The organism is Streptomyces sp. NPDC085866 (assembly GCF_044541035.1).
Lineage (GTDB): Bacteria > Actinomycetota > Actinomycetes > Streptomycetales > Streptomycetaceae > Streptomyces.
In genome coordinates this window covers 295,957-313,910 of the sequence record NZ_JBITSQ010000003.1, presented here as the reverse complement: position 1 = coordinate 313,910, position 17,954 = coordinate 295,957, and the positions used below count along the sequence as shown (strand labels likewise).

Sequence of the window (17,954 nt, the reverse complement as noted above, 5' to 3'; positions counted from 1 at the left end):
CGGGGGACCTCGCCCGTCGCACCCCCTCCGCAGGCCGATCTCCCGACACCGAGGCAGACTGGACCGAGGAGGACGGAAGGACCGCTTCGGTGACGGGTCTGCTGTGGGAGTACGACGGCTACGACCCCGCGGAGGAACGCCTGCGGGAGTCCCTGTGCACCCTGGGCAACGGCTACTTCGCCACCCGCGGTGCGCTGCCCGAGTGCGCCGCGGACGCCGTGCACTACCCGGGCACCTACGCGGCCGGCTGCTACAACCGGCTCACCTCCGAGATCGCCGGGCGCCGGGTCCAGAACGAGGACATGGTCAACCTGCCCAACTGGCTGCCGCTCCGCTTCCGCCCCGCCGGGGGCGACTGGCTCACCCCCGACACCGCCCCGGTCGCCGCACACCAGCAGGTCCTGCATCTGGACCCGGGCGTACTGGAGCGCCGTACCCGCTACCGGCTCGGCGCCGACGGCACGCTCCTCGTCCGGCAGCTCCGCCTCGTCCACATGGCCGACCCGCACCTCGCCGCCCTGCGCACCGACCTCACCGCCGAGGGCCGCACCGCCGAGCTGGACGTCGAGGTTGCGCTCGACGGGAGCGTCACCAACTGCGGGGTGGCCCGCTACCGGGACCTGGACGGGCGCCACCTCACCCGCGTCGAGACGGGCAGCGCGGCCGCGCCCGGCACGATGTGGCTGCGCTGCCACACCCGTACCTCGGACACCGCCATCGGGCTCGCCTCCCGGCTGGTCGCCGACGTGCCGGTGTCGGACGCCCACGAGACGGAGCGGGCCGTACAGCGCCTGCGGCTGTCCCTGGAGCCCGGACGTACGGTCACCGTGGACAAGACCGTCGCCCTGCACACCTCACACGACCCCGCCATCAGCGACCCGCTGTGCGCGGCCCTCGACCGGGTCGCGGACGCGCCCGGCTTCGACGAGCTGCTCACCTCGCACCTCACGGCCTGGGAGCAGCTGTGGCGGCGGGCCGAACTCGACGTACCGGGAGATCCCGGCCGCATCCTGCGCCTGCACCTCTTCCACGTGCTGCAGACCCTCTCGCCGCACACGGCCGACCTCGACGTCGGCGTGCCCGCACGCGGACTGCACGGCGAGGCGTACCGGGGGCACGTCTTCTGGGACGAGCTGTTCGTCCTGCCCTACCTCAACCTGCATCTGCCCGAGGTCTCCCGCGCCCTGCTCCACTACCGCCACCGCCGTCTGGACGCGGCCCGGCACTTGGCACGCGAGGCCGGCCTGCGCGGTGCGCTGTACCCGTGGCAGAGCGGCAGCGACGGCCGCGAGGAGACCCAGGAGCTGCACCTCAACCCCCGCTCCGGGCGCTGGCTGCCCGACCACTCCCGGCTGCAGCGGCACGTCGGCTCGGCCGTGGCGTACAACGTGTGGCAGTACTGCGAGGCCAGCGGCGACCTGGACTTCCTGCACACCGAGGGCGCCGAGACGCTCCTGGAGATCGCCCGCTTCTGGGCCGACTCGGCCACCTACGACGAACACCTCGGCCGGCACCGCATCCGGGGCGTGGTCGGCCCCGACGAGTACCACGACGCCTACCCCGGCGCACCCGAACCCGGCCTGGACGACAACGCGTACACCAACGTCACCGCCGCCTGGGTCCTCACCCGCACCCTGGACCTGCTGCGCACCCTGCCCGAGCCGCGCCGCCGCGAACTCGTCGAGCGCACCGGCCTGGAGGAGGGCGAACTCGCCCGCTGGGAGGAGGTCTCCCGCACCCTCCACGTGCCCTTCCACGACGGCGTGATCAGCCAGTTCGAGGGATACGGCGACCTCGCCGAACTGGACTGGCACGGCTACCGCGAGCGGTACGGCGACATCCGGCGCCTGGACCGGATCCTGGAGGCGGAGGGCGACACCGTCAACCGCTACAAGGCGTCCAAACAGGCCGACGTCCTGATGCTCGGCTACCTGTTCTCACCGGCCGAACTCCGCTCCCTCTTCGCCCGGTTGGGCCACCGCCTCGACGAGGACACCTGGGCCGCGACGGTCGATCACTACCTGCACCGCACCACGCACGGCTCCACCCTCAGCGGCCTGGTCCACGGCTGGATCCTGGCCCGCGCCCGCCGCGCGGACGCCTGGTCCTTCGTCCAGGAGGCGCTGCGCGGCGACATCGCCGACGTCCAGGGCGGCACCACCGGCGAGGGCATCCACCTCGGTGCCATGGCCGGCACCCTCGACCTCGTCCAGCGCTGCCTCACCGGCCTGGAGACCCGCGACAGCGAACTCTGGCTCGACCCGGTCCCGCTCCCGGAACTCTCCTCCTACGGCTTCTCGTTGCGCTACCAGGGCCACTGGGGCGTACGGCTGCGGCTGCGCTCCGGCCAGCTGGAGGCCGCCATGCCGAAGGCCTCGGGGCCCACACCCATCGACATCCGGCTCCCGGACCGTGTGGTGCGCGTCGGTCCGGGGGAGAGGGTACGCATGCGGCTGCCGGAGTGACACTCCGGGTGTTCGCAGGGAAGCGGAGACGAGGAGATGCGGGAGATGCTTCGGGCACTTGCGGTGGACGACGAGGAACCCGCCCTGGAGGAGCTGCTGTACCTGCTGGGCGGTGACCCACGGATCGGCACCGTCCTGCCCGCGCTGGACGCCACCGAGGCCCTGCGCCTGCTCGAACGGGCCAGGGAGGCCGGGCCGGACGGCGCCGAGGCCGTCGACGTCGTCTTCCTCGACATCAACATGCCCGGCCTCAGCGGCCTCGACCTGGCGGACCTGCTCGGCGGCTTCGCCGCGCCGCCGCTGATCGTCTTCGTCACCGCCCACGAGGACTTCGCGCTCAGGGCGTTCGACCTCAAGGCCGTGGACTATCTCCTCAAGCCCCTGCGCAAGGAGCGCTTCGCGGAGGCCGTACGGCGCGTCGCCGAGCTGACCCGGGCGGTGCAGGGCCCGGCGGGCGCGCTCGGCGACCAGGTGCCCGTGGAACTGGGCGGGGTGACACGCTTCGTCTCCATCGCCGACATCACCTACGTCGAGGCGCAGGGCGACTACGCACGCCTGCACACCCCGCACGGCAGTCACCTGGTGCGGATCCCGCTGACCACGCTGGAGGAGCAGTGGCGCTCCCGCGGATTCGTCCGCATCCACCGCAGCCGCCTGGTCGCCCTGGGCCGCATCGAGGAACTGCGCCTGGACGGCGGCAACCTGACCGTCCGCGTCGGCGACCGGATCCTCGCCGTGAGCCGCCGCAACGCCCGGGAACTGCGGGACCTGCTGGCGCGGCAGGCCCAGGGCGCGGTGGGCAGACCGCGGTGACCGCGGCCGGCCGTGGCGAGCGTGTGCGAACCTCGTCCGGCGTCTACCTCACCGATGGCGCGCTGCGTACACTCGCCGCAACAAGGTGATCACCGCGGCGTCGGGGAGTGCGTCATGGGTGCGGAATCCGTCCCGCGCAGGGAAGTGGTCACCGGACGGCCCAGCTCCGACCACGCCGGCCTGCCCCGGCCCCGCCCCGCAGCGGCCCGGGCCGACGACGACTCGGAAGTAAGGTCATTGATACGCCGTCAGATCAGGGCGGCGCTCACCGCCACCCTTCTGCTCGCGGCCTCGCTGGGCCTGCTCCCCGTACTGCTGCGGCTGCTTCCGCCCGCCGACACCTGGCCGGGCGTCTGGCTCGTCCTGGGCGTGGCGCCGTATCCCGCCCTGCTGTGCACGGGCGCCTGGTACGTCCGCCGTGCCGAGCGCAACGAAGATGACGTGACCGCGCGTTGAACCAGACGTACTCCATCGCCGGCGTGACGGCCGTGGTCCTGGCCACGGTGCTCGTCGGCGCGCTGGGTCTGCGGATCTCCCGGACCACCTCGGACTTCTACGTCGCCTCGCGCAGCGTGCCGCCCCGGCTCAACGCGTTCGCCGTCAGCGGCGAGTACCTGTCCGCCGCCTCCTTCCTCGGGGTCGCCGGACTGGTCCTCGCCCAGGGCGTCGACATGCTGTGGTTCCCGATCGGCTACACGGCCGGATTCCTGGTCCTGCTGGCCTTCGTCGCCGCCCCGCTGCGTCGCTCCGGTGCCTACACCCTGCCCGACTTCGCCGAGGCACGGCTGGAGTCCCGGGCCGTCCGGCGGATCGCGAGCGTGCTCGTCGTCGGCGTCGGCTGGCTCTATCTGCTGCCCCAGCTGCGCGGCGCCGGACTGACCCTGCGGCTGCTCACCGGCGCGCCCAGCTGGTTCGGGGGCCTGGTCGTCGCCGCCGTGGTCACCGTGGCGGTGGCCGCCGGAGGCATGCGCAGCATCACCTTCGTCCAGGCGTTCCAGTACTGGCTGAAACTCACCGCCCTGCTGGTGCCCGCCGTGTTCCTGCTGCTCGCCTGGCGCGCGGACCACACCCCGGCCCCGTCCTGGGACGAACGGCCCGTCTTCCAGCGCTCCACCCCGGTGCGCTTCGACAGTGCGCTGACCCTCACCGTCCACGAGCCGGTACGGATCACCGTGACCGGAACCGTCGACGGACGGCCCCTGGACGGCGACCGGCTCACCCTCGACGCGGGCCCCCACCGGATCGGCGCCGACACCACCCTGCGCTTCCCGCCCGGCGCCCGTGTGCCCCTGCCCGACGCAGACGTTGCCCCGGCGGCCCCGTCGAGCTGGGCGAACCCGCCCTCGGCCGGCCGTGAACAGCGGGGCCTGTACGCCACCTACGGGCTGATCCTCGCCACGTTCCTCGGCACCATGGGCCTGCCGCACGTCGTCGTGCGCTTCTACACCAACCCCGACGGCCGCGCCGCCCGCCGCACCACCGTCGTCGTACTCGGCCTGCTCGGCGCCTTCTACCTGCTGATCCCGCTCTACGGGGTGCTCGGCCGCCTCTACGCGCCCGACCTGCTGCTCACCGGCGACACCGACGCGGCCGTCCTCGTGCTGCCGCAACGGCTGATCGGCGGGGTCGGCGGCGACCTGCTCGGCGCCCTCGTCGCGGGCGGCGCCTGCGCGGCGTTCCTGTCCACCGTCTCCGGCCTCACCATGTCCGTCGCCGGCGTCCTCGCCCAGGACGTGCTGCCGACCCTCGGCATCCGGCACTTCCGGCTGGCGACACTGCCGGCGATCGCCGTACCCACCGCCGCCAACACCGTCGTCAGCGACCTGCCCGTGGCCGACGCGGTCGGCCTGGCCTTCGCCGTGTCCGCTTCCGCGTTCTGCCCGCTGCTGCTCCTCGGCATCTGGTGGCGCGGCCTCACCCCGCCCGGAGCCGTCGCCGGACTGCTCCTCGGCGGCGGCTCGGCGCTCACCGCGGTGACGGTGACCATCGCGGGCGGCGCCCGATCCGGCCGGCTGCACACCCTGCTGGCCTGGCCCGCCGTCTGGTCGGTGCCGGTGGGGTTCGCCGCGATGGTGCTGATCTCCCTGGCCACCCGTGACCGTGTCCCGGCGAGCGCCGCCGCCACGATGGCCCGGCTCCATCTGCCCGAGACACTCACCGGGAGGCCCGCCCTGCTCGACACCCAGGGGCGCCCGTGAGCGCACTCGGCACCGTCGCCCTGGCCCTCGCCGCGCTCGCCCTGTTCGCGCTCGGCGCCGCCCTCGGTCATGCCGGCGCCCGTCGGCAGCAGGAGAACCCGGCCGGTCCCGGCACCCCCGTCGAACGGGCCACCTTCCACACCCTGCACACCGCATCGCTCGCCGCACCGCCCCTGCGCGCGGGCCTCACCCCGGACACCGCCCGCAAGGCGGCCCGGCGGCTGCGCCCCCTGCTCGGCACGGTCGCCCTCGCCCTCACCGACGAGGAGTCCGTGCTGGCCTGGGACGGCGTCGGCGACCACCACCGCGACGAGGCCGAGGCGCACCTCGCCCACGCCCTGCGCACCGGCCGTACCCAGACCTTCGCACTGTCCTGCGACGACGACTCCTGCCCTGTCCGGCGGGGGGTCGTGGCACCGCTCACCGTCGACGGCCGGACCTCCGGCGCGCTCGCCGCGTTCGGCGACCAGCAGTCCGCCGTGATCGCCCGGGCCGCCGAGGAAGTGGCCCGCTGGGTATCCGTCCAGCTCGAACTCGTCGACCTGGACCGGGCCCGCTCGGGCGTGATCGAGGCGGAGATCCGGGCCCTGCGCGCCCAGATCTCCCCGCACTTCATCTACAACTCCCTGGCGAGCATCGCCTCGTTCGTCCGTACCGACCCCGAGCGGGCCCGCGAACTCCTCCTGGAGTTCGCCGACTTCACCCGCTACTCCTTCCGCCGGGGCGGCGACTTCACCACCCTCGCGGAGGAGCTGCGCTCCATCGAGCAGTACCTCGAACTCGCCCGCGCCCGCTTCGGCAGGCGCCTGGAGGTGACCCTGCGGATCGCCCCCGAGGTGCTGCCGGTCACCCTGCCCTTCCTCTGCCTGCAACCCCTCGTCGAGAACGCGCTCAAACACGGTCTGGAGGAGTCCGTCGACCGCAGCCGCATCACGATCATCGCGGAGGACGAGGGCACCGAGGCCCGGGTCGTCATCGAGGACAACGGCGTCGGCATGGACCCGCAGCGCCTGCGCGAGATCCTGCGCGGCAGGGGCGGCCCGTCCGCCGGCATCGGCCTGAGCAACGTGGACATGCGACTGCGCCAGGTGTACGGCGACGCGCACGGCCTGGTGATCGAGACCGGCGTCGGGGCCGGTACGAAGATCACCGTACGCGTCCCGAAGTTCCGCTCCGGCGTCCGTCCGGCACACCCGACGACATGAACGCGACGAGCTGACCCCGACGACATGAACGCGACGACATGCATGCGACGACATGACCTCGACGACATGACCTCGACGGCCCGACGGAGAAAGAACGCATGGACACGAACACCGAGCCCTCCTTCCCTGCCGCCGACCGGGCCGTGGCCCTGCTGCGCGAGCTGGGGGCGGAAGGCATGCCGCACCCCGGCGGCACCCTCCTCGCGCACCTGGGGCGCGTCCAGGACCGGCTCGCCCTCTGGCAGGCCCGCCCCGCCCTCCAGATCGCCGGGCTCTGCCACGCGTTCTACGGCACCGACGGCTTTCCCACCGGGCTGCTGCCCGTGGACCGCCGTACGGACCTCGCGGCGGTGATCGGCGCCGAGGCCGAGGAGATCGTCTACGCGTACGCCTCCTGCGACCGGAAGGCCACCTACCCGGACCTCGCCCGGCCCGACGCCCCCTTCCACGACCGCTTCACCGGCCTCTCCCGGGTTCCGGAGCCGCAGCTGCGCCGGGACTTCGCCGAACTGTCGGCCGCGAACGAACTCGACCTCGCCCGCATCGACCCCGCCTTCCGCGACCGGTGGGGCCCCGACCTCCTCGCCCTCTTCACCCGGCTCCAGGACCTGCTCAGCGCCGACGCCTGGCTCGACTGCCGCACGGTCCTGGCCGTGCCCGGAGTCTGATCCCTGCTTGCCTGTGCCGGGCGCCCGACGCAGTCTGTTCGTATGGGCGCTCAGGACGGCCCGACGCTCATCACGTCCGTACAGCGAGCCTTCCGGCTGCTGGAGGCGGTGAGCGCGCACGAGAACGGCGCGCCGGCGAAACAGCTGGCACGTGAGACCGGGCTGCCCCTGGCCACGACCTACCACCTGCTGCGCACCCTGGTCCACGACGGATACCTGCGCAAACTCGACGACGGTGTCTTCGTCCTGGGCGAGAAGCTGACGTCGCTGCACTCGGCGGGCAACACGCAGGCGCTGCTCACCCGCGTCCGCCCGACGCTCACCGCGCTGCGGGACGAGCTGGTCACCGCCGCCTACCTCACCTTCTACGAGGACGGAGAGATCAGGGTCGCCGAGATCGTCGACGGCCCCCGCGCGCCCAGGGCGGAGCTCTGGGTGGGGTTCGAGGACGCCGCACACGCCACCGCGCTGGGCAAGTCCGTGCTGCGGGAACTGGACGAGGACGGCCGCCGGGAATACCTGTCCCGGCACCGCCTCCCCGATCTCACGCCGCGGACCGTCACCAGCCGTCCGGAACTGCTGCGCAGGCTCGACACCTCCCCCCTCGCACCGGCCGTCACGGACCTCGAGGAGTACGCACTCGGTACGGTGTGCGTCGCCGTGCCCGTCTACTGCGGGGACACGCTCGGCTCGCTCGGCGTCTCCATGCCGGTGGAGCGGCATGCGCAGCTCCAGGAGATCCGGTCCCGGCTGCTCCAGATCGCGAGCCGTGTGACCAGGAGCCTCTCGCTCACTATCTGAAAATCCACGCCTTGTGGCTGCCCACGTTCAGCCCGTTTCCTGGATTGACCGGATATTCCAGGATGTGTACCCCGTAAAGGCGAGGACTTCGGACTGACATGAGCCAGGCGCGACACCACTGGCCGATGCGGCTGTCGAGCGAGCGAGCCGGCCTGCCCTGGGCGGACGCCAACCGGCGTGCCACCGGACCGCTCGCCGCCGTTCTGCACGTGCTGCCGGTGCTGATCGTCGCCGTCATCGTGGTCGCCGACCTGGCCGGTGGCGCGGGGATGATCTGTCTGCCGCTGCTGGTGGCCGGACCCGCGCTGGCCGCCACCACCAACGGGCCGTGTGGGGTGCTCTGCGTCGGCCTCCTGGCCGTGGTGCTGGGCGCGGTGCTGGGCACCAGGGGCGGGGTTCCCGAGCATGAACTGGCGGCCGCCCTGTCCGCCCTGCTGGCCGTCACCGCGGCGAGTGCCCTGGCCAGCGCGCTGCGCGGCCGCCGGGAACGAGTCCTCGCGGCCGTCCGCACGGTCGCGGAGGCCGCCCAGCACGCTGTCCTCCAGCCCGTCCCGGAGAGCGTCGGCCCGTTCCAGGTGGCCGTCCGCTACAGCGCAGCCGCGGCGGAGGCCCGGATAGGCGGGGATCTCTACGCCCTGGTGGCCACCCCGCACGGGATCAGGCTGATCGTCGGCGACGTGCGCGGCAAGGGGCTGCCGGCGGTGGGCACCGCAGCACTGGTGCTCGGTGTCTTCCGTGAGGCCGCCTACGACGAGCCCGACCTGCTCGCAGTCGTCGGCCGGATCGAGCGGAGCCTGGCGCGCAATCTCGGCCCCGACGACTTCGTGACCGCCGTGGTCGTCGGATACCCGGGGACGGGGTGGCTGGAGGTCGTCAACTGCGGACACGCGCCCCCGCTGATGATCTCCGCGTCCGGAGAGGTCGAGGCGGTGGAGGCCGGCGATCCCGCTCCGCCGCTCGGGCTGCGCGCCCTGTCGGGTCAGGCCCCGCGCCTCCAGGTCCTGCCCTTCGCCGACGGAGACCAGCTGCTGCTCTACACCGACGGGGTGACCGAGGCCCGGGATCACGCTCGCGAGTTCTACCCGCTGGCCGAAGGGGTGGCCCGGCATGCGTGCGACGAGCCGGCGCGGACGCTCACCGCGCTCCATGACGAACTGCTGGCCCACGTGGGTGGGCGGCTGCACGACGACGCCGCGCTGCTGCTGCTGCGCAAGCGGACCATGACCGAACCCGTCCCCGCGCAGTCCCGGTCGGAGGACGGGCCTCAGGCAGCGGCGAGGTCGGCCCAGCGGGTGACCCCGCCGGCGTCGACGCGTATGCCGTGACGCGTCGCGAGGGCGTGCACGATCGCCTCGCCCCGGCCGTGCTCGTCCGGGTCGATCCCGACCCGGGACCGTCCGCCCAGAAGCGCGGGACCGGTGTCGGTGACCTCGACGCGCAGAGTGCGGCGATCGTCGGACTGAACCCACGACAGCCGGAGCCTGGCCGGGGGCAGGGCGTGCACGATCGCGTTGGTGACCAGCTCGGACACCATCAGCAGAGCGTCGTCGACGATCTCCGGGGAAACGTCCCAGTCGGCGAGGACGGCGCGCACACGGCGGCGTACGGCCGGGACGGCGCCGGTGACCGGAGGCAGCGGACACACGTGTTCGCACGCCTCACGCAGCAGCGTGTTGAGCTGGGCCGCCATGTTCACTCCTCGGGTGTCCCTGCCGGTCGTGCGCCGTTCCGCGGTCGCTTTTCCGGGCCTTGAAGCACGTTATGGAGACAAACCGGGCGGGTCAATGAACGGCGGTCGGCATTACCGAACGCCCCGCGTCCGGCCCGAAGCCGGGGCGCCCCACCCGCCCGTGAAGCGAAGCGCCCGTGGCGGTAATACGCTCGCTTCATGGCCGGCCCAGTCCAGTCGATCGAACGGGCGGCGGCGATCCTGCGGCTCCTGGCCGCCGGGCCCCGCCGACTCGGGCTAGGCGAGGTGGCGGCCTCGCTCGGCCTGGCCAAGGGCACCGCCCACGGCATCCTGCGCACACTCCAGCACGTGGACTTCGTGGAACAGGACGCGGCGACCGGAAAGTACCAGCTCGGGGCCGCCCTGCTGCACCTCGGCACCAGCTACCTGGACGTCAACGAGCTGCGGTCGCGCTCCCTCAACTGGGCCGACGCCCTCGCCGCCCGCAGCGGGGAAGCGGTGCGCCTCGGGACCCCGCTGGAGGGCCGGGTTCTCGTGGTCCACCACGTGTTCCGGCCGGACGACACCTTCCAGACCCTGGAGGTGGGCTCGCTGCTGCCCCTGCACGCCTCCTCGCTCGGCAAGGTACTGCTGGCCTACGGGGCGGCGTCCCTGGAGCCGGGCCAGGAACTGCAGCTGGAGTCGTACACGCGGCACACCCTGGTCACTCCCGAGCAGCTGACCCGAGGGCTCGCCGAGGTCCGGGAACTCGGCTGGGCCGCCGAGATCCAGGAGATGAGCATGGGCGAGGCCGGGCTCGCCGCGCCGATCCGGGGCCAGGGCGGCCTGGTCGTCGGCGCCATCGGGCTGTCCGGGCCCGTCGAGCGGATCTGCGACAGCCAGGGCCACCCCCGCCCGAGCCAGATCACGCTGATCCGCGAGGCCGCGCGGGCGATCTCCAGAGACCTGGGGGCCGCTCGCTGGTAGACCCGGACCCGCCGCTCCCCGACCCGTCGGAAGGCAGACCCGATCATGGCTGAACGGTACGTAATGTCCATCGATCAGGGGACCAACTCCACCCGATGCATTCTGTTCGACCACCGTGGACGGCTGGTGTCGGTCGCGCAGAGGGAGCACCAGCAGCACTTCCCCCGGCCCGGCTGGGTCGAGCACGACGCCGTCGAGATCTGGCACAACCTGCGGCGCGTCGTGCCCGAGGCCCTGTCCGGCGCCGGCCTCGACTCGGGACAGGTCGCCGCCATCGGCCTGGCCAACCAGCGGGAGACCACCGTGCTCTGGGACCGGCGCACCGGCGCCCCACTGGGCCGGGCGATCGTCTGGCAGGACACCCGCACGGCGCCGCTCGTCGAGTCCCTCGGACGACAACCCGGCGAGGAGTTCTTCCTGGAGCGGTGCGGTCTGCCGCCCTCCACCTACTTCTCGGCGCTGCGGATCCGCTGGCTGTTCGACCACGTCAAGGGCCTGGAGCAGCGCGCGAAGGACGGCGAGGTGCTGTTCGGAACCATCGAGAGCTGGCTGATCTGGAACCTCACCGGCGGCACCGACGGCGGCCTGCACATCACCGACCCCACCAACGCCAGCCGCACGATGCTGATGAACATCCGCAGCCTCACCTGGGACGAGGAACTCCTGGCCTTCTTCGGCGTGCCCCGCTCGATGCTGCCGGAGATCAGGTCCTCCGCCGAGACGTACGACGACGCCCGCGCGCTGCTCCCGGGCGTGTCCATCACGGCCGCCCTCGGCGACCAGCAGGCCGCCCTGTTCGGCCAGACCTGCTTCTCCCCGGGCGAGGCGAAGTGCACCTACGGGACGGGCAGCTTTCTGCTGCTCAACACCGGCAACGACCTCGTGCGGTCCCGGAACGGGCTCCTCACCACCGTCGCCTACAAGATCGGGGACGCGCCGCCCGCCTACGCCCTGGAAGGTTCGATCGCCGTCACCGGCGCACTGGTCCAGTGGTTCCGCGACCGCCTGGGCCTGATCAGCAGCGCCCCGGAGATCGAGACCCTCGCGCGGTCGGTCGAGGACAACGGCGGCTGCTACATCGTCCCCGCCTTCTCGGGCCTGTTCGCGCCCCACTGGCGCAGCGACGCGCGCGGGGTCATCGTCGGCCTCACCTCGTACATCACCAAGGGACACCTGGCCCGAGCCGTCCTCGAGGCCACCGGATGGCAGACACGGGAGGTCGTCGACGCCATGAACGCCGACTCCTCGCTCGCCCTCAAGCAGCTCAAGGTGGACGGCGGTATGACGGCCGACAACCTGCTCATGCAGTTCGTGGCCGACGTGCTCGACGTCCCCGTGGTGCGGCCCATGGTCGCCGAGACCGTCTCCCTCGGTGCCGCCTACGCGGCCGGCCTCGCCGCCGGCTACTGGTCGGACCTGGCAGTGCTGCGCCGCAACTGGCACCGGGCCGGCCAGTGGCTGCCCGCCATGGACCCCGAGGTGCGGCAGTGGGAGTACGAGAACTGGCAGCGGGCCGTGGAGCGGTCTCTGGGGTGGGTGAGACCGCCGCGGTCGCCCTGAGCCGGGCCGTTCGTCAGGTATGCCCTCCGGCGTCTGCGGCCAGGGCCGCGGATGTCGCCAGTGCGTGCGCGAAGGCGGCGACCGCGGTCTTGTCCAGGCGCGCGATCACCCCGCTGAGGTGCTCCTCCCATTGGGGATACAACTCGTACCCGAGTAGATGACCCTCCCGGTGGGTGCCCATTCGCTGGCCGAGCAGAGCATCCAGCCCGGGCGCCGGGAAGACTGTGGGAGCCCGGAAGATCTCACGCTCTGCGGTGCCGGGCCCGAACTTGCTCTGGCCGAGCAGCAGAGCGGGGTCCACGAGTCGCTCGGCGCCTTCGCACCAGACAGCCACGTGCCCCAAGACCTCTCCCTTCTCCGTGATCATCGGCGGGAGCCGCAACTCGGGCAGGTCAAGGTGCTCTCCGTCCGCTCGGATCACCTGCACCGCAGCAGGGACCAGTCGGCTGTCCAGCCCAATGGCGCGCAGTGCCACGGCGAACGCCAGGGACAGGAAGACGGGGGAGGGCGCCTCCTGCCCGCCCAAGTGGTAGGAGGTGGCGCCGATCAGGCTGTACAGCGGGCGCGCGTCCGGCGGAGCCGCCTGGGCAAGCGCCACGGCGTGGCGCCAGGGGTATTCGGGCATCAGGTGCGCACCGCTGCCGCCCGACGGCGGGAGTGGAAACGCATCGGGGGCGTGTCCGTCCGTCGTTTCGGAGGGTTCGGCCTGGGCGCCCAGCTCGTAGGCTTTCAGGATGCTCCGAGCATTGGCCGCGAGCGGTACGTGGCTCTGCCCCGCCTCCTCGAACAGCCGGAGGCTATCGCGCATGAGGGTGCGGGCCAGCTCCACGTCCCCGTCCGGATGTCCCAGCTGGTGCCGGGTCCAGGCCAGAACCGCGCGACGCTGCACGACCGGAGCGAGTGCATCCGGACCGGCTCCGGTGTGCGCTCTCAGCAGGGCCTCGCCCCTGTCGATCATCGACTCGGCGGCCTGCAGGATCCAGGCTTCCGTGCTGAGGCCCTCTGCGTGCCTGCCGAGGGTGCCGACCATCAGCGCATGTGCCGCCTCCACGAGGAGGTCCACGTGGTGGCGGATGACGATCACGGCTGTCCGTTCGGCGGGCTCCGAGATTCCGGCGGTGACGGTGAGCGCCTCCTCCAGCCGGCCTGTGGAAGCCTTGACCACCGCGTCCAGGAAGCGCAGCTCCGTGCTCGTCTCCGCCTCGTCCGGGGCTTGGGCCGCGGCCTGCTCGATGACCAGTGCTGCCCCGTCCCAGTCCTGGATCCACATGAGCATCTGCGCCTGCTCCAGCCGGGTCCGGAAGGCGAGCGCGGGAGGCACATCCTCGCGCTGCAGGACCCTGTTGAGCCGAGCCTGGGCGCGGGCGCCGTCGGAGAGCCGGTCCAGCGCCACTGCCGCGCGCATGTCGTAGACGTGGGCCAGCAGGAGGTGCTCCACTCCCTCCGCGTCGAGGGTGTTCATGTCCTCCAGCAGCTTCCAGGCGGTCCGCGCCGCCTCCGCAGTCTCCTCGAACCGCGAGAGGTTCATCAGGATCTGGGCCAAGGTGGTCGTCGTCGCGGCCCGCCGGTAGACCGGGTCGTCCACGGCCGCCCCGTCGGCCTCGTCCACGATCTCCAGCGCCTCGCGCAACAGCCCCTCGCTGCGCGCCGGATCCCCGTTCACGGTCGAGATCGCGCCGGCGACGTTGGCCAGGAGGGCGACGGTGCTGCCGCTCGCCCGGCCGCTGCCGCGGACGTTGCGTGCCACGTGGACCGCGTGCTCGATCAGGGCGGCCGCCTCGGCCCACGTGTGCTGCTTCTGGCTCTCCACCAGGCGCATGGCCAGCTCGTACTCGAAGCGGCCCTGCATCCCGTCCACCGCGGCGCCGTCCAGCATCCCCCGCGTGATCTCCTGCACGATGCGGTGGATCGCGAGCACGCCGTCCCGGGGATCGACCAGAGAGAACCTGCGCAGCTGGGCCACGGCGCCGTAGACGGCCGATCCGGTCGGCAGGTCGAGCGTGGCGAGATGCAGCGGAATGAAGTCAGGCGCCAACAAGGCGCATCGGGCGAGCAGTTCGGCCGCGAGCCGGTGCCCCGAGGCCTCGGGCGAGCAGAACGCCTGCTCCAGCACCTTCCGTACGCTCAGAGTCACCGCGGCGGTCAGTGTCGCGCCCTGCCGGTAGTCGAGCGGCACGAAGCCGGGGTCGTCGAGCAACCGGGCCCGGCAGTCGGCCAGTTCGGCCAGATACATGTCGACCGGGCACTGGGTCGCCGCGATGTAACCGGTGGCCTGGGCGATGGCGAGCGGGATGCCCTCCACGGCGTCGACCAGCGCGGACACCTCGGCGCTCGAGGCACCCGGCAGCCGCTCCCCGGCCCACTCGGTGGCCTCGTCGGCCGCCATCCGCTCCACGACCAGCCCGCCGTCCGCCGCGGCCCACGCCGAGTCGCGGGTGGTGACCAGCAGGTGCGCTCCGTCGCAGGAGGGCAGCAGCCCGGCCAGCTGCTCGCGGCCGGCCACGTTGTCGTAGACCAGCAGCAGCCGGGGGCCGAGGTGGGCCAGGCGGCGGCCGACCTGGGCGAGGATCTCCTCCTCGGTGGCCGCCTCCGTCTCCTGCCGCTCCTCGGCGAGCATCCGCCGGTAGGCGGCGAGGACGTCCTCCCGGGTGTCGGAGGGGATCCACCAGACGAACTCGTACGCGTCCCGGTGCCGGTGGGCGTACAGCCGGGCGATGCTCGACTTGCCGATCCCGCCGAGTCCGGACACCACCACGCGGACGGTGCCCGCATCGGGTTCCCGCAGGAACCGCTCCCTGAGCGCCGTCAGTTCCAGGCCGCGGCCGCGCACGCCCGCGGCCGAGGGGACGTCGCGGAACGGGGCCCGGACGGGCCCGGGCGCCTCGCCGGCCACGGCCACGGCCCCGGACGCGGGCCGGCGTCCGCGCAGGAGACCGGGAAGCTCGTCCAGCCGGACCGTGCGCCGGGCCAGGCGGCGGTCCCCGGACCACTGGAACATCTTCACGAACAGGGCGTCCACGGTGCTGTCGACCTCGGCCGCCGCCATCGCGACGGGGGAGAGCCGCAGCAGCTCCAGCCGGGCCTGGTCGAGGATCTGCTCCCAGGGGCCGATCCGGGTCTCGATCTCCAGCCGGCGCAGCAGCGCGTGGTCCTCGGTGGTGAGACCGAGTGAGGCCGGAACCAGGCCCTCACACTCCGCCAGCCACCGGCCGGGGTCCGGCACGGCCCGGGCCCGCGCCACCGCGTCCCGCAGGGTCTGCCCCGACGGGTGCACGGGGGCGTCCGAGAGGAACCGCAGCACCGCCGTACCGCCGGGATCCGCGGCTCCCCAGCGGCGGGCCAGCCGCACCAGCTCCGGACCGGACCACGATCCCGGCTCGACGCGGGTCTTCGCCTGGGCGAGCAGCAGCGGCCGGCCCTCCGCGTCACGCACCTCGAAGTCGATTGCCTCGTCGGCGCCCTCCACCCGGAAGGTGCCGGCCTCCGGGTGCTCCTCCGGGGTCCGGATCAGCTGCAGAATGGCGCACGCCGTCTGGAACCCCATGCCCCGTGCCGTGTCGACTCCGCCCATGTGCCGCCCCCCTGTGCCTCGACTCACCCACCAGCATGCCCGCCACCACTGACAGCCCTGCCCCGGTGCCGGACTTGATCACCAGGATGGACAATAGGCGTACGGAGCAGTGCTCTTGAGAGCACATGACGGTGGAATGATGCTGGAGGAACTGATTCTGGCCGGAGGCACCACGGTGGTCGGGGCCATGGCCACCGACTCCTGGACGGTCGCGCGAGGCGGGATCGCCAAGCTGTTCGGCCGCCGCGGGGAAGGGCAGCAGGCGGCCATCGAGGCGCAGTTGGACAACAATGCGGCCCTGGACCTGCGGGCGGACGACGCCGAGCGGGTACGGCAGAGCCTGCTCCCCGTGTGGCAGCTGGAGTTGGAATCACTGCTCGGCGAACACCCGGACGCCGCCGACGAACTGCGGGAACTGATCGGCGAGATCCGGCAACTTCTGCCCGAGACCCAGCGCGCATGGGTGCAGAACAACGTCGCGAAGGACGGCGGTCAGGTCTTCGCGGTCCAGGGCGGCAACGTCATCGTGCACCAGGCTCCTCCGGGGCAGGGAGGCGGCGGCGGAGAAGCCAAGTGACCCATGCGGTCCCGGAGCCCACGCAGGTGGTCCGTGTCGAGGGCGGGTTCGGGTACGGCGTCATCGGTGCCGATCTGCACGTCTTCCCCGACCGGGGCCCGGTCTACCTGCTCTGCGAGCACAGTCCGGCCGGTGCCCCCGGGGACCAGGACACCGCCTGGCTCACCGCCCAGCCCAGCCGTCTGCTCAACGCCCGCTTCCAGGCACTCGACTTCACCGGCCGCGACCGGGAGCGGGCGGAGCTGGCCGCGTGGCGCGACGGCGACGGCGACGGCCCGCGCGCCGCGGCCCGCCGGCTGCACGGTCCCGGCGGCCAGGGTGGGACGCCCTGGAGGACGTACCGGACGCCGACTGCGTCCCGTACGTGCCGGTGAGCGACCTCGTCCCCGAGGACTGGACCCGCCTGCTGCCGCACCCCACCTTCAACCCGGCCCAGGCCGACGCCGTCCCCGCGGTCATGGAGGGCGACGACCATCTGATCGTCGTCGCCCCGACCGGCGCGGGCAAGACGCCCATCGGCATGGTCGCCGCGCTGCGCGCCCACGCCGATGGCCGCAAGGCGGCCTGGCTGGTGCCCCAGCGGTCGCTGACCGACGAACTCGACCGCGAACTGGAGATCTGGCGGCGGCACGGACTCACGGTCGTCCGGCTCACGGGGGAGTACGCCGTCGACATCGACCTCATCCGCGAAGCCGACGTCTGGGTTGCCCCCACCGAGAAGTTCGAGGCGATCTGCCGGAACGGCTCGCTGGGGCGGCGCCCACGCCGAGGTCGGTTGTCCGGTCGTCGACGAGATCCACCTGCTCGCCGATCCGGCGCGCGGCGCCGTGCTGGAGGCCGTGCTCACCCGGGTGCGCGAGGACAGCGCCCGGACGCGCATCGTCGGACTGTCGGCGACCGTGGCCAACGGCGACGAGGTCGCCGACTGGCTGGGGCGCCCGGCTGATCCGTACCGCCTGGCGGCCCACCCGGCTGACCTGGCGGATCCCCCTGCTCCCCGCGCCGAGGGAGGGTGATCCGCCTCTGGGACGGCGCGACGACGCTCCGCTACGCGTCGGACGGCACCCCGGCCCGGCTGAACCACCCGCCCGCCGCTCCCGACGACCCCTCGGCGGGCCGCCGCGGCGCGGCGGTCTTCACCCGCGGCGACCACCTGGCCGCCGGCCGGCTCGCGGCCTACAACGCGACCGGGTACGGGTCGTGAAGCGGCTGGACCCCCGACGTACCGAAGGACCCGAATACGTGCCCCTTCGCGCCGCGGGGGGAACATCGGCATGACCGACAGAGCGAAACAGAGGTGGTCGGCCCAGGCCACGGAAACGCGGAGCCGAGGTGTCCCGGAAGCCCCCGGCCACCACCAGCGCGGCCGCCGCGATGAAGATCGACACCCCTGGGCCGGGTGCGGGCGACTCGGTGTGCGGGAATCCGGCTGCTGCCGGA

General features: G+C 72.7%; 16 protein-coding genes and 1 pseudogene. 15 read left to right on the top strand and 2 right to left on the bottom strand.

The genetic code is table 11. The features are described 5' to 3' along the window. The first annotated feature begins 89 nt into the window (after positions 1-89). From ACIF83_RS08175 to ACIF83_RS08140, 8 genes are all read left to right on the top strand, one after another. On the top strand, positions 90-2,465 hold the full coding sequence (locus ACIF83_RS08175; protein ID WP_393470595.1) for a glycoside hydrolase family 65 protein: 2,376 nt from the start codon (positions 90-92) through the stop codon (positions 2,463-2,465). A 45-nt stretch (positions 2,466-2,510) separates the two neighbouring features. After that, a complete protein-coding gene (locus tag ACIF83_RS08170; protein ID WP_393470597.1) occupies positions 2,511-3,278 on the top strand; it encodes a LytR/AlgR family response regulator transcription factor in 768 nt (255 codons plus the stop codon). 114 nt (positions 3,279-3,392) lie between these two features. Then, on the top strand, positions 3,393-3,734 hold the full coding sequence (locus ACIF83_RS08165) for a hypothetical protein (RefSeq protein WP_393470600.1): 342 nt from the start codon (positions 3,393-3,395) through the stop codon (positions 3,732-3,734). Then, positions 3,731-5,476, top strand: a complete 1,746-nt coding sequence (locus ACIF83_RS08160; protein WP_399724536.1) for a cation acetate symporter — start codon at positions 3,731-3,733, stop codon at positions 5,474-5,476. Before ACIF83_RS08165 ends, ACIF83_RS08160 begins: the two co-directional genes overlap by 4 nt. Further along, a complete protein-coding gene (locus ACIF83_RS08155; protein ID WP_398137828.1) occupies positions 5,473-6,681 on the top strand; it encodes a sensor histidine kinase in 1,209 nt (402 codons plus the stop codon). Before ACIF83_RS08160 ends, ACIF83_RS08155 begins: the two co-directional genes overlap by 4 nt. Positions 6,682-6,779: 98 nt before the next feature. Continuing rightward, positions 6,780-7,349: a DUF6817 domain-containing protein gene (locus ACIF83_RS08150; protein ID WP_399724533.1), complete on the top strand. Its 570-nt coding sequence runs from the start codon at positions 6,780-6,782 to the stop codon at positions 7,347-7,349. Between the two features lie 42 nt (positions 7,350-7,391). Then, positions 7,392-8,150, top strand: a complete 759-nt coding sequence (locus ACIF83_RS08145) for an IclR family transcriptional regulator (protein ID WP_393470610.1) — start codon at positions 7,392-7,394, stop codon at positions 8,148-8,150. A 98-nt stretch (positions 8,151-8,248) separates the two neighbouring features. After that, entirely contained in the window at positions 8,249-9,475 is a 1,227-nt protein-coding gene (locus tag ACIF83_RS08140; RefSeq protein WP_399724530.1) for a PP2C family protein-serine/threonine phosphatase, read from the top strand. On the opposite strand, the gene ACIF83_RS08135 is transcribed toward ACIF83_RS08140, so the two are convergent. Continuing rightward, the gene (locus tag ACIF83_RS08135) at positions 9,415-9,840 is read right to left on the bottom strand and encodes an ATP-binding protein (RefSeq protein ID WP_393470616.1); all 426 of its coding nucleotides are present in this window, start codon (positions 9,838-9,840) and stop codon (positions 9,415-9,417) included. The two genes, ACIF83_RS08140 and ACIF83_RS08135, sit on opposite strands and share 61 nt — an antisense overlap. A 198-nt stretch (positions 9,841-10,038) precedes the next feature. Between ACIF83_RS08135 and ACIF83_RS08130 the strand changes: the two genes are divergently transcribed. Together ACIF83_RS08130 and glpK are read left to right on the top strand one after the other, a co-directional pair. Beyond that, entirely contained in the window at positions 10,039-10,806 is a 768-nt protein-coding gene (locus ACIF83_RS08130) for an IclR family transcriptional regulator (RefSeq protein WP_393470618.1), read from the top strand. Positions 10,807-10,851: 45 nt separating this feature from the next. Next, positions 10,852-12,366: a glycerol kinase GlpK gene (glpK, locus tag ACIF83_RS08125; protein ID WP_399724526.1), complete on the top strand. Its 1,515-nt coding sequence runs from the start codon at positions 10,852-10,854 to the stop codon at positions 12,364-12,366. Between the two features lie 13 nt (positions 12,367-12,379). On the opposite strand, the gene ACIF83_RS08120 is transcribed toward glpK, so the two are convergent. After that, positions 12,380-15,937: an NB-ARC domain-containing protein gene (locus tag ACIF83_RS08120; RefSeq protein ID WP_399724523.1), complete on the bottom strand. Its 3,558-nt coding sequence runs from the start codon at positions 15,935-15,937 to the stop codon at positions 12,380-12,382. Between the two features lie 115 nt (positions 15,938-16,052). On the opposite strand from ACIF83_RS08120, the gene ACIF83_RS08115 reads away from it, so the two are divergent. The 5 genes and pseudogenes from ACIF83_RS08115 (at position 16,053) to ACIF83_RS08095 (ending at position 17,718) form a co-directional block, all read left to right on the top strand. Continuing rightward, positions 16,053-16,514, top strand: a complete 462-nt coding sequence (locus tag ACIF83_RS08115; protein ID WP_399724520.1) for a hypothetical protein — start codon at positions 16,053-16,055, stop codon at positions 16,512-16,514. Then, positions 16,511-16,888, top strand: a complete 378-nt coding sequence (locus ACIF83_RS08110) for a hypothetical protein (RefSeq protein ID WP_399724517.1) — start codon at positions 16,511-16,513, stop codon at positions 16,886-16,888. The genes ACIF83_RS08115 and ACIF83_RS08110 overlap by 4 nt, the downstream gene beginning before the upstream one ends. Positions 16,889-16,971: 83 nt before the next feature. Then, positions 16,972-17,190 (top strand): annotated as a pseudogene (locus ACIF83_RS08105) (DEAD/DEAH box helicase); the annotation flags it as partial. Positions 17,191-17,218: 28 nt separating this feature from the next. After that, a complete protein-coding gene (locus ACIF83_RS08100) occupies positions 17,219-17,530 on the top strand; it encodes a DEAD/DEAH box helicase (RefSeq protein ID WP_399724514.1) in 312 nt (103 codons plus the stop codon). Next, positions 17,527-17,718: a hypothetical protein gene (locus ACIF83_RS08095; RefSeq protein ID WP_399724511.1), complete on the top strand. Its 192-nt coding sequence runs from the start codon at positions 17,527-17,529 to the stop codon at positions 17,716-17,718. The genes ACIF83_RS08100 and ACIF83_RS08095 overlap by 4 nt, the downstream gene beginning before the upstream one ends. Positions 17,719-17,954: the final 236 nt, after the last annotated feature.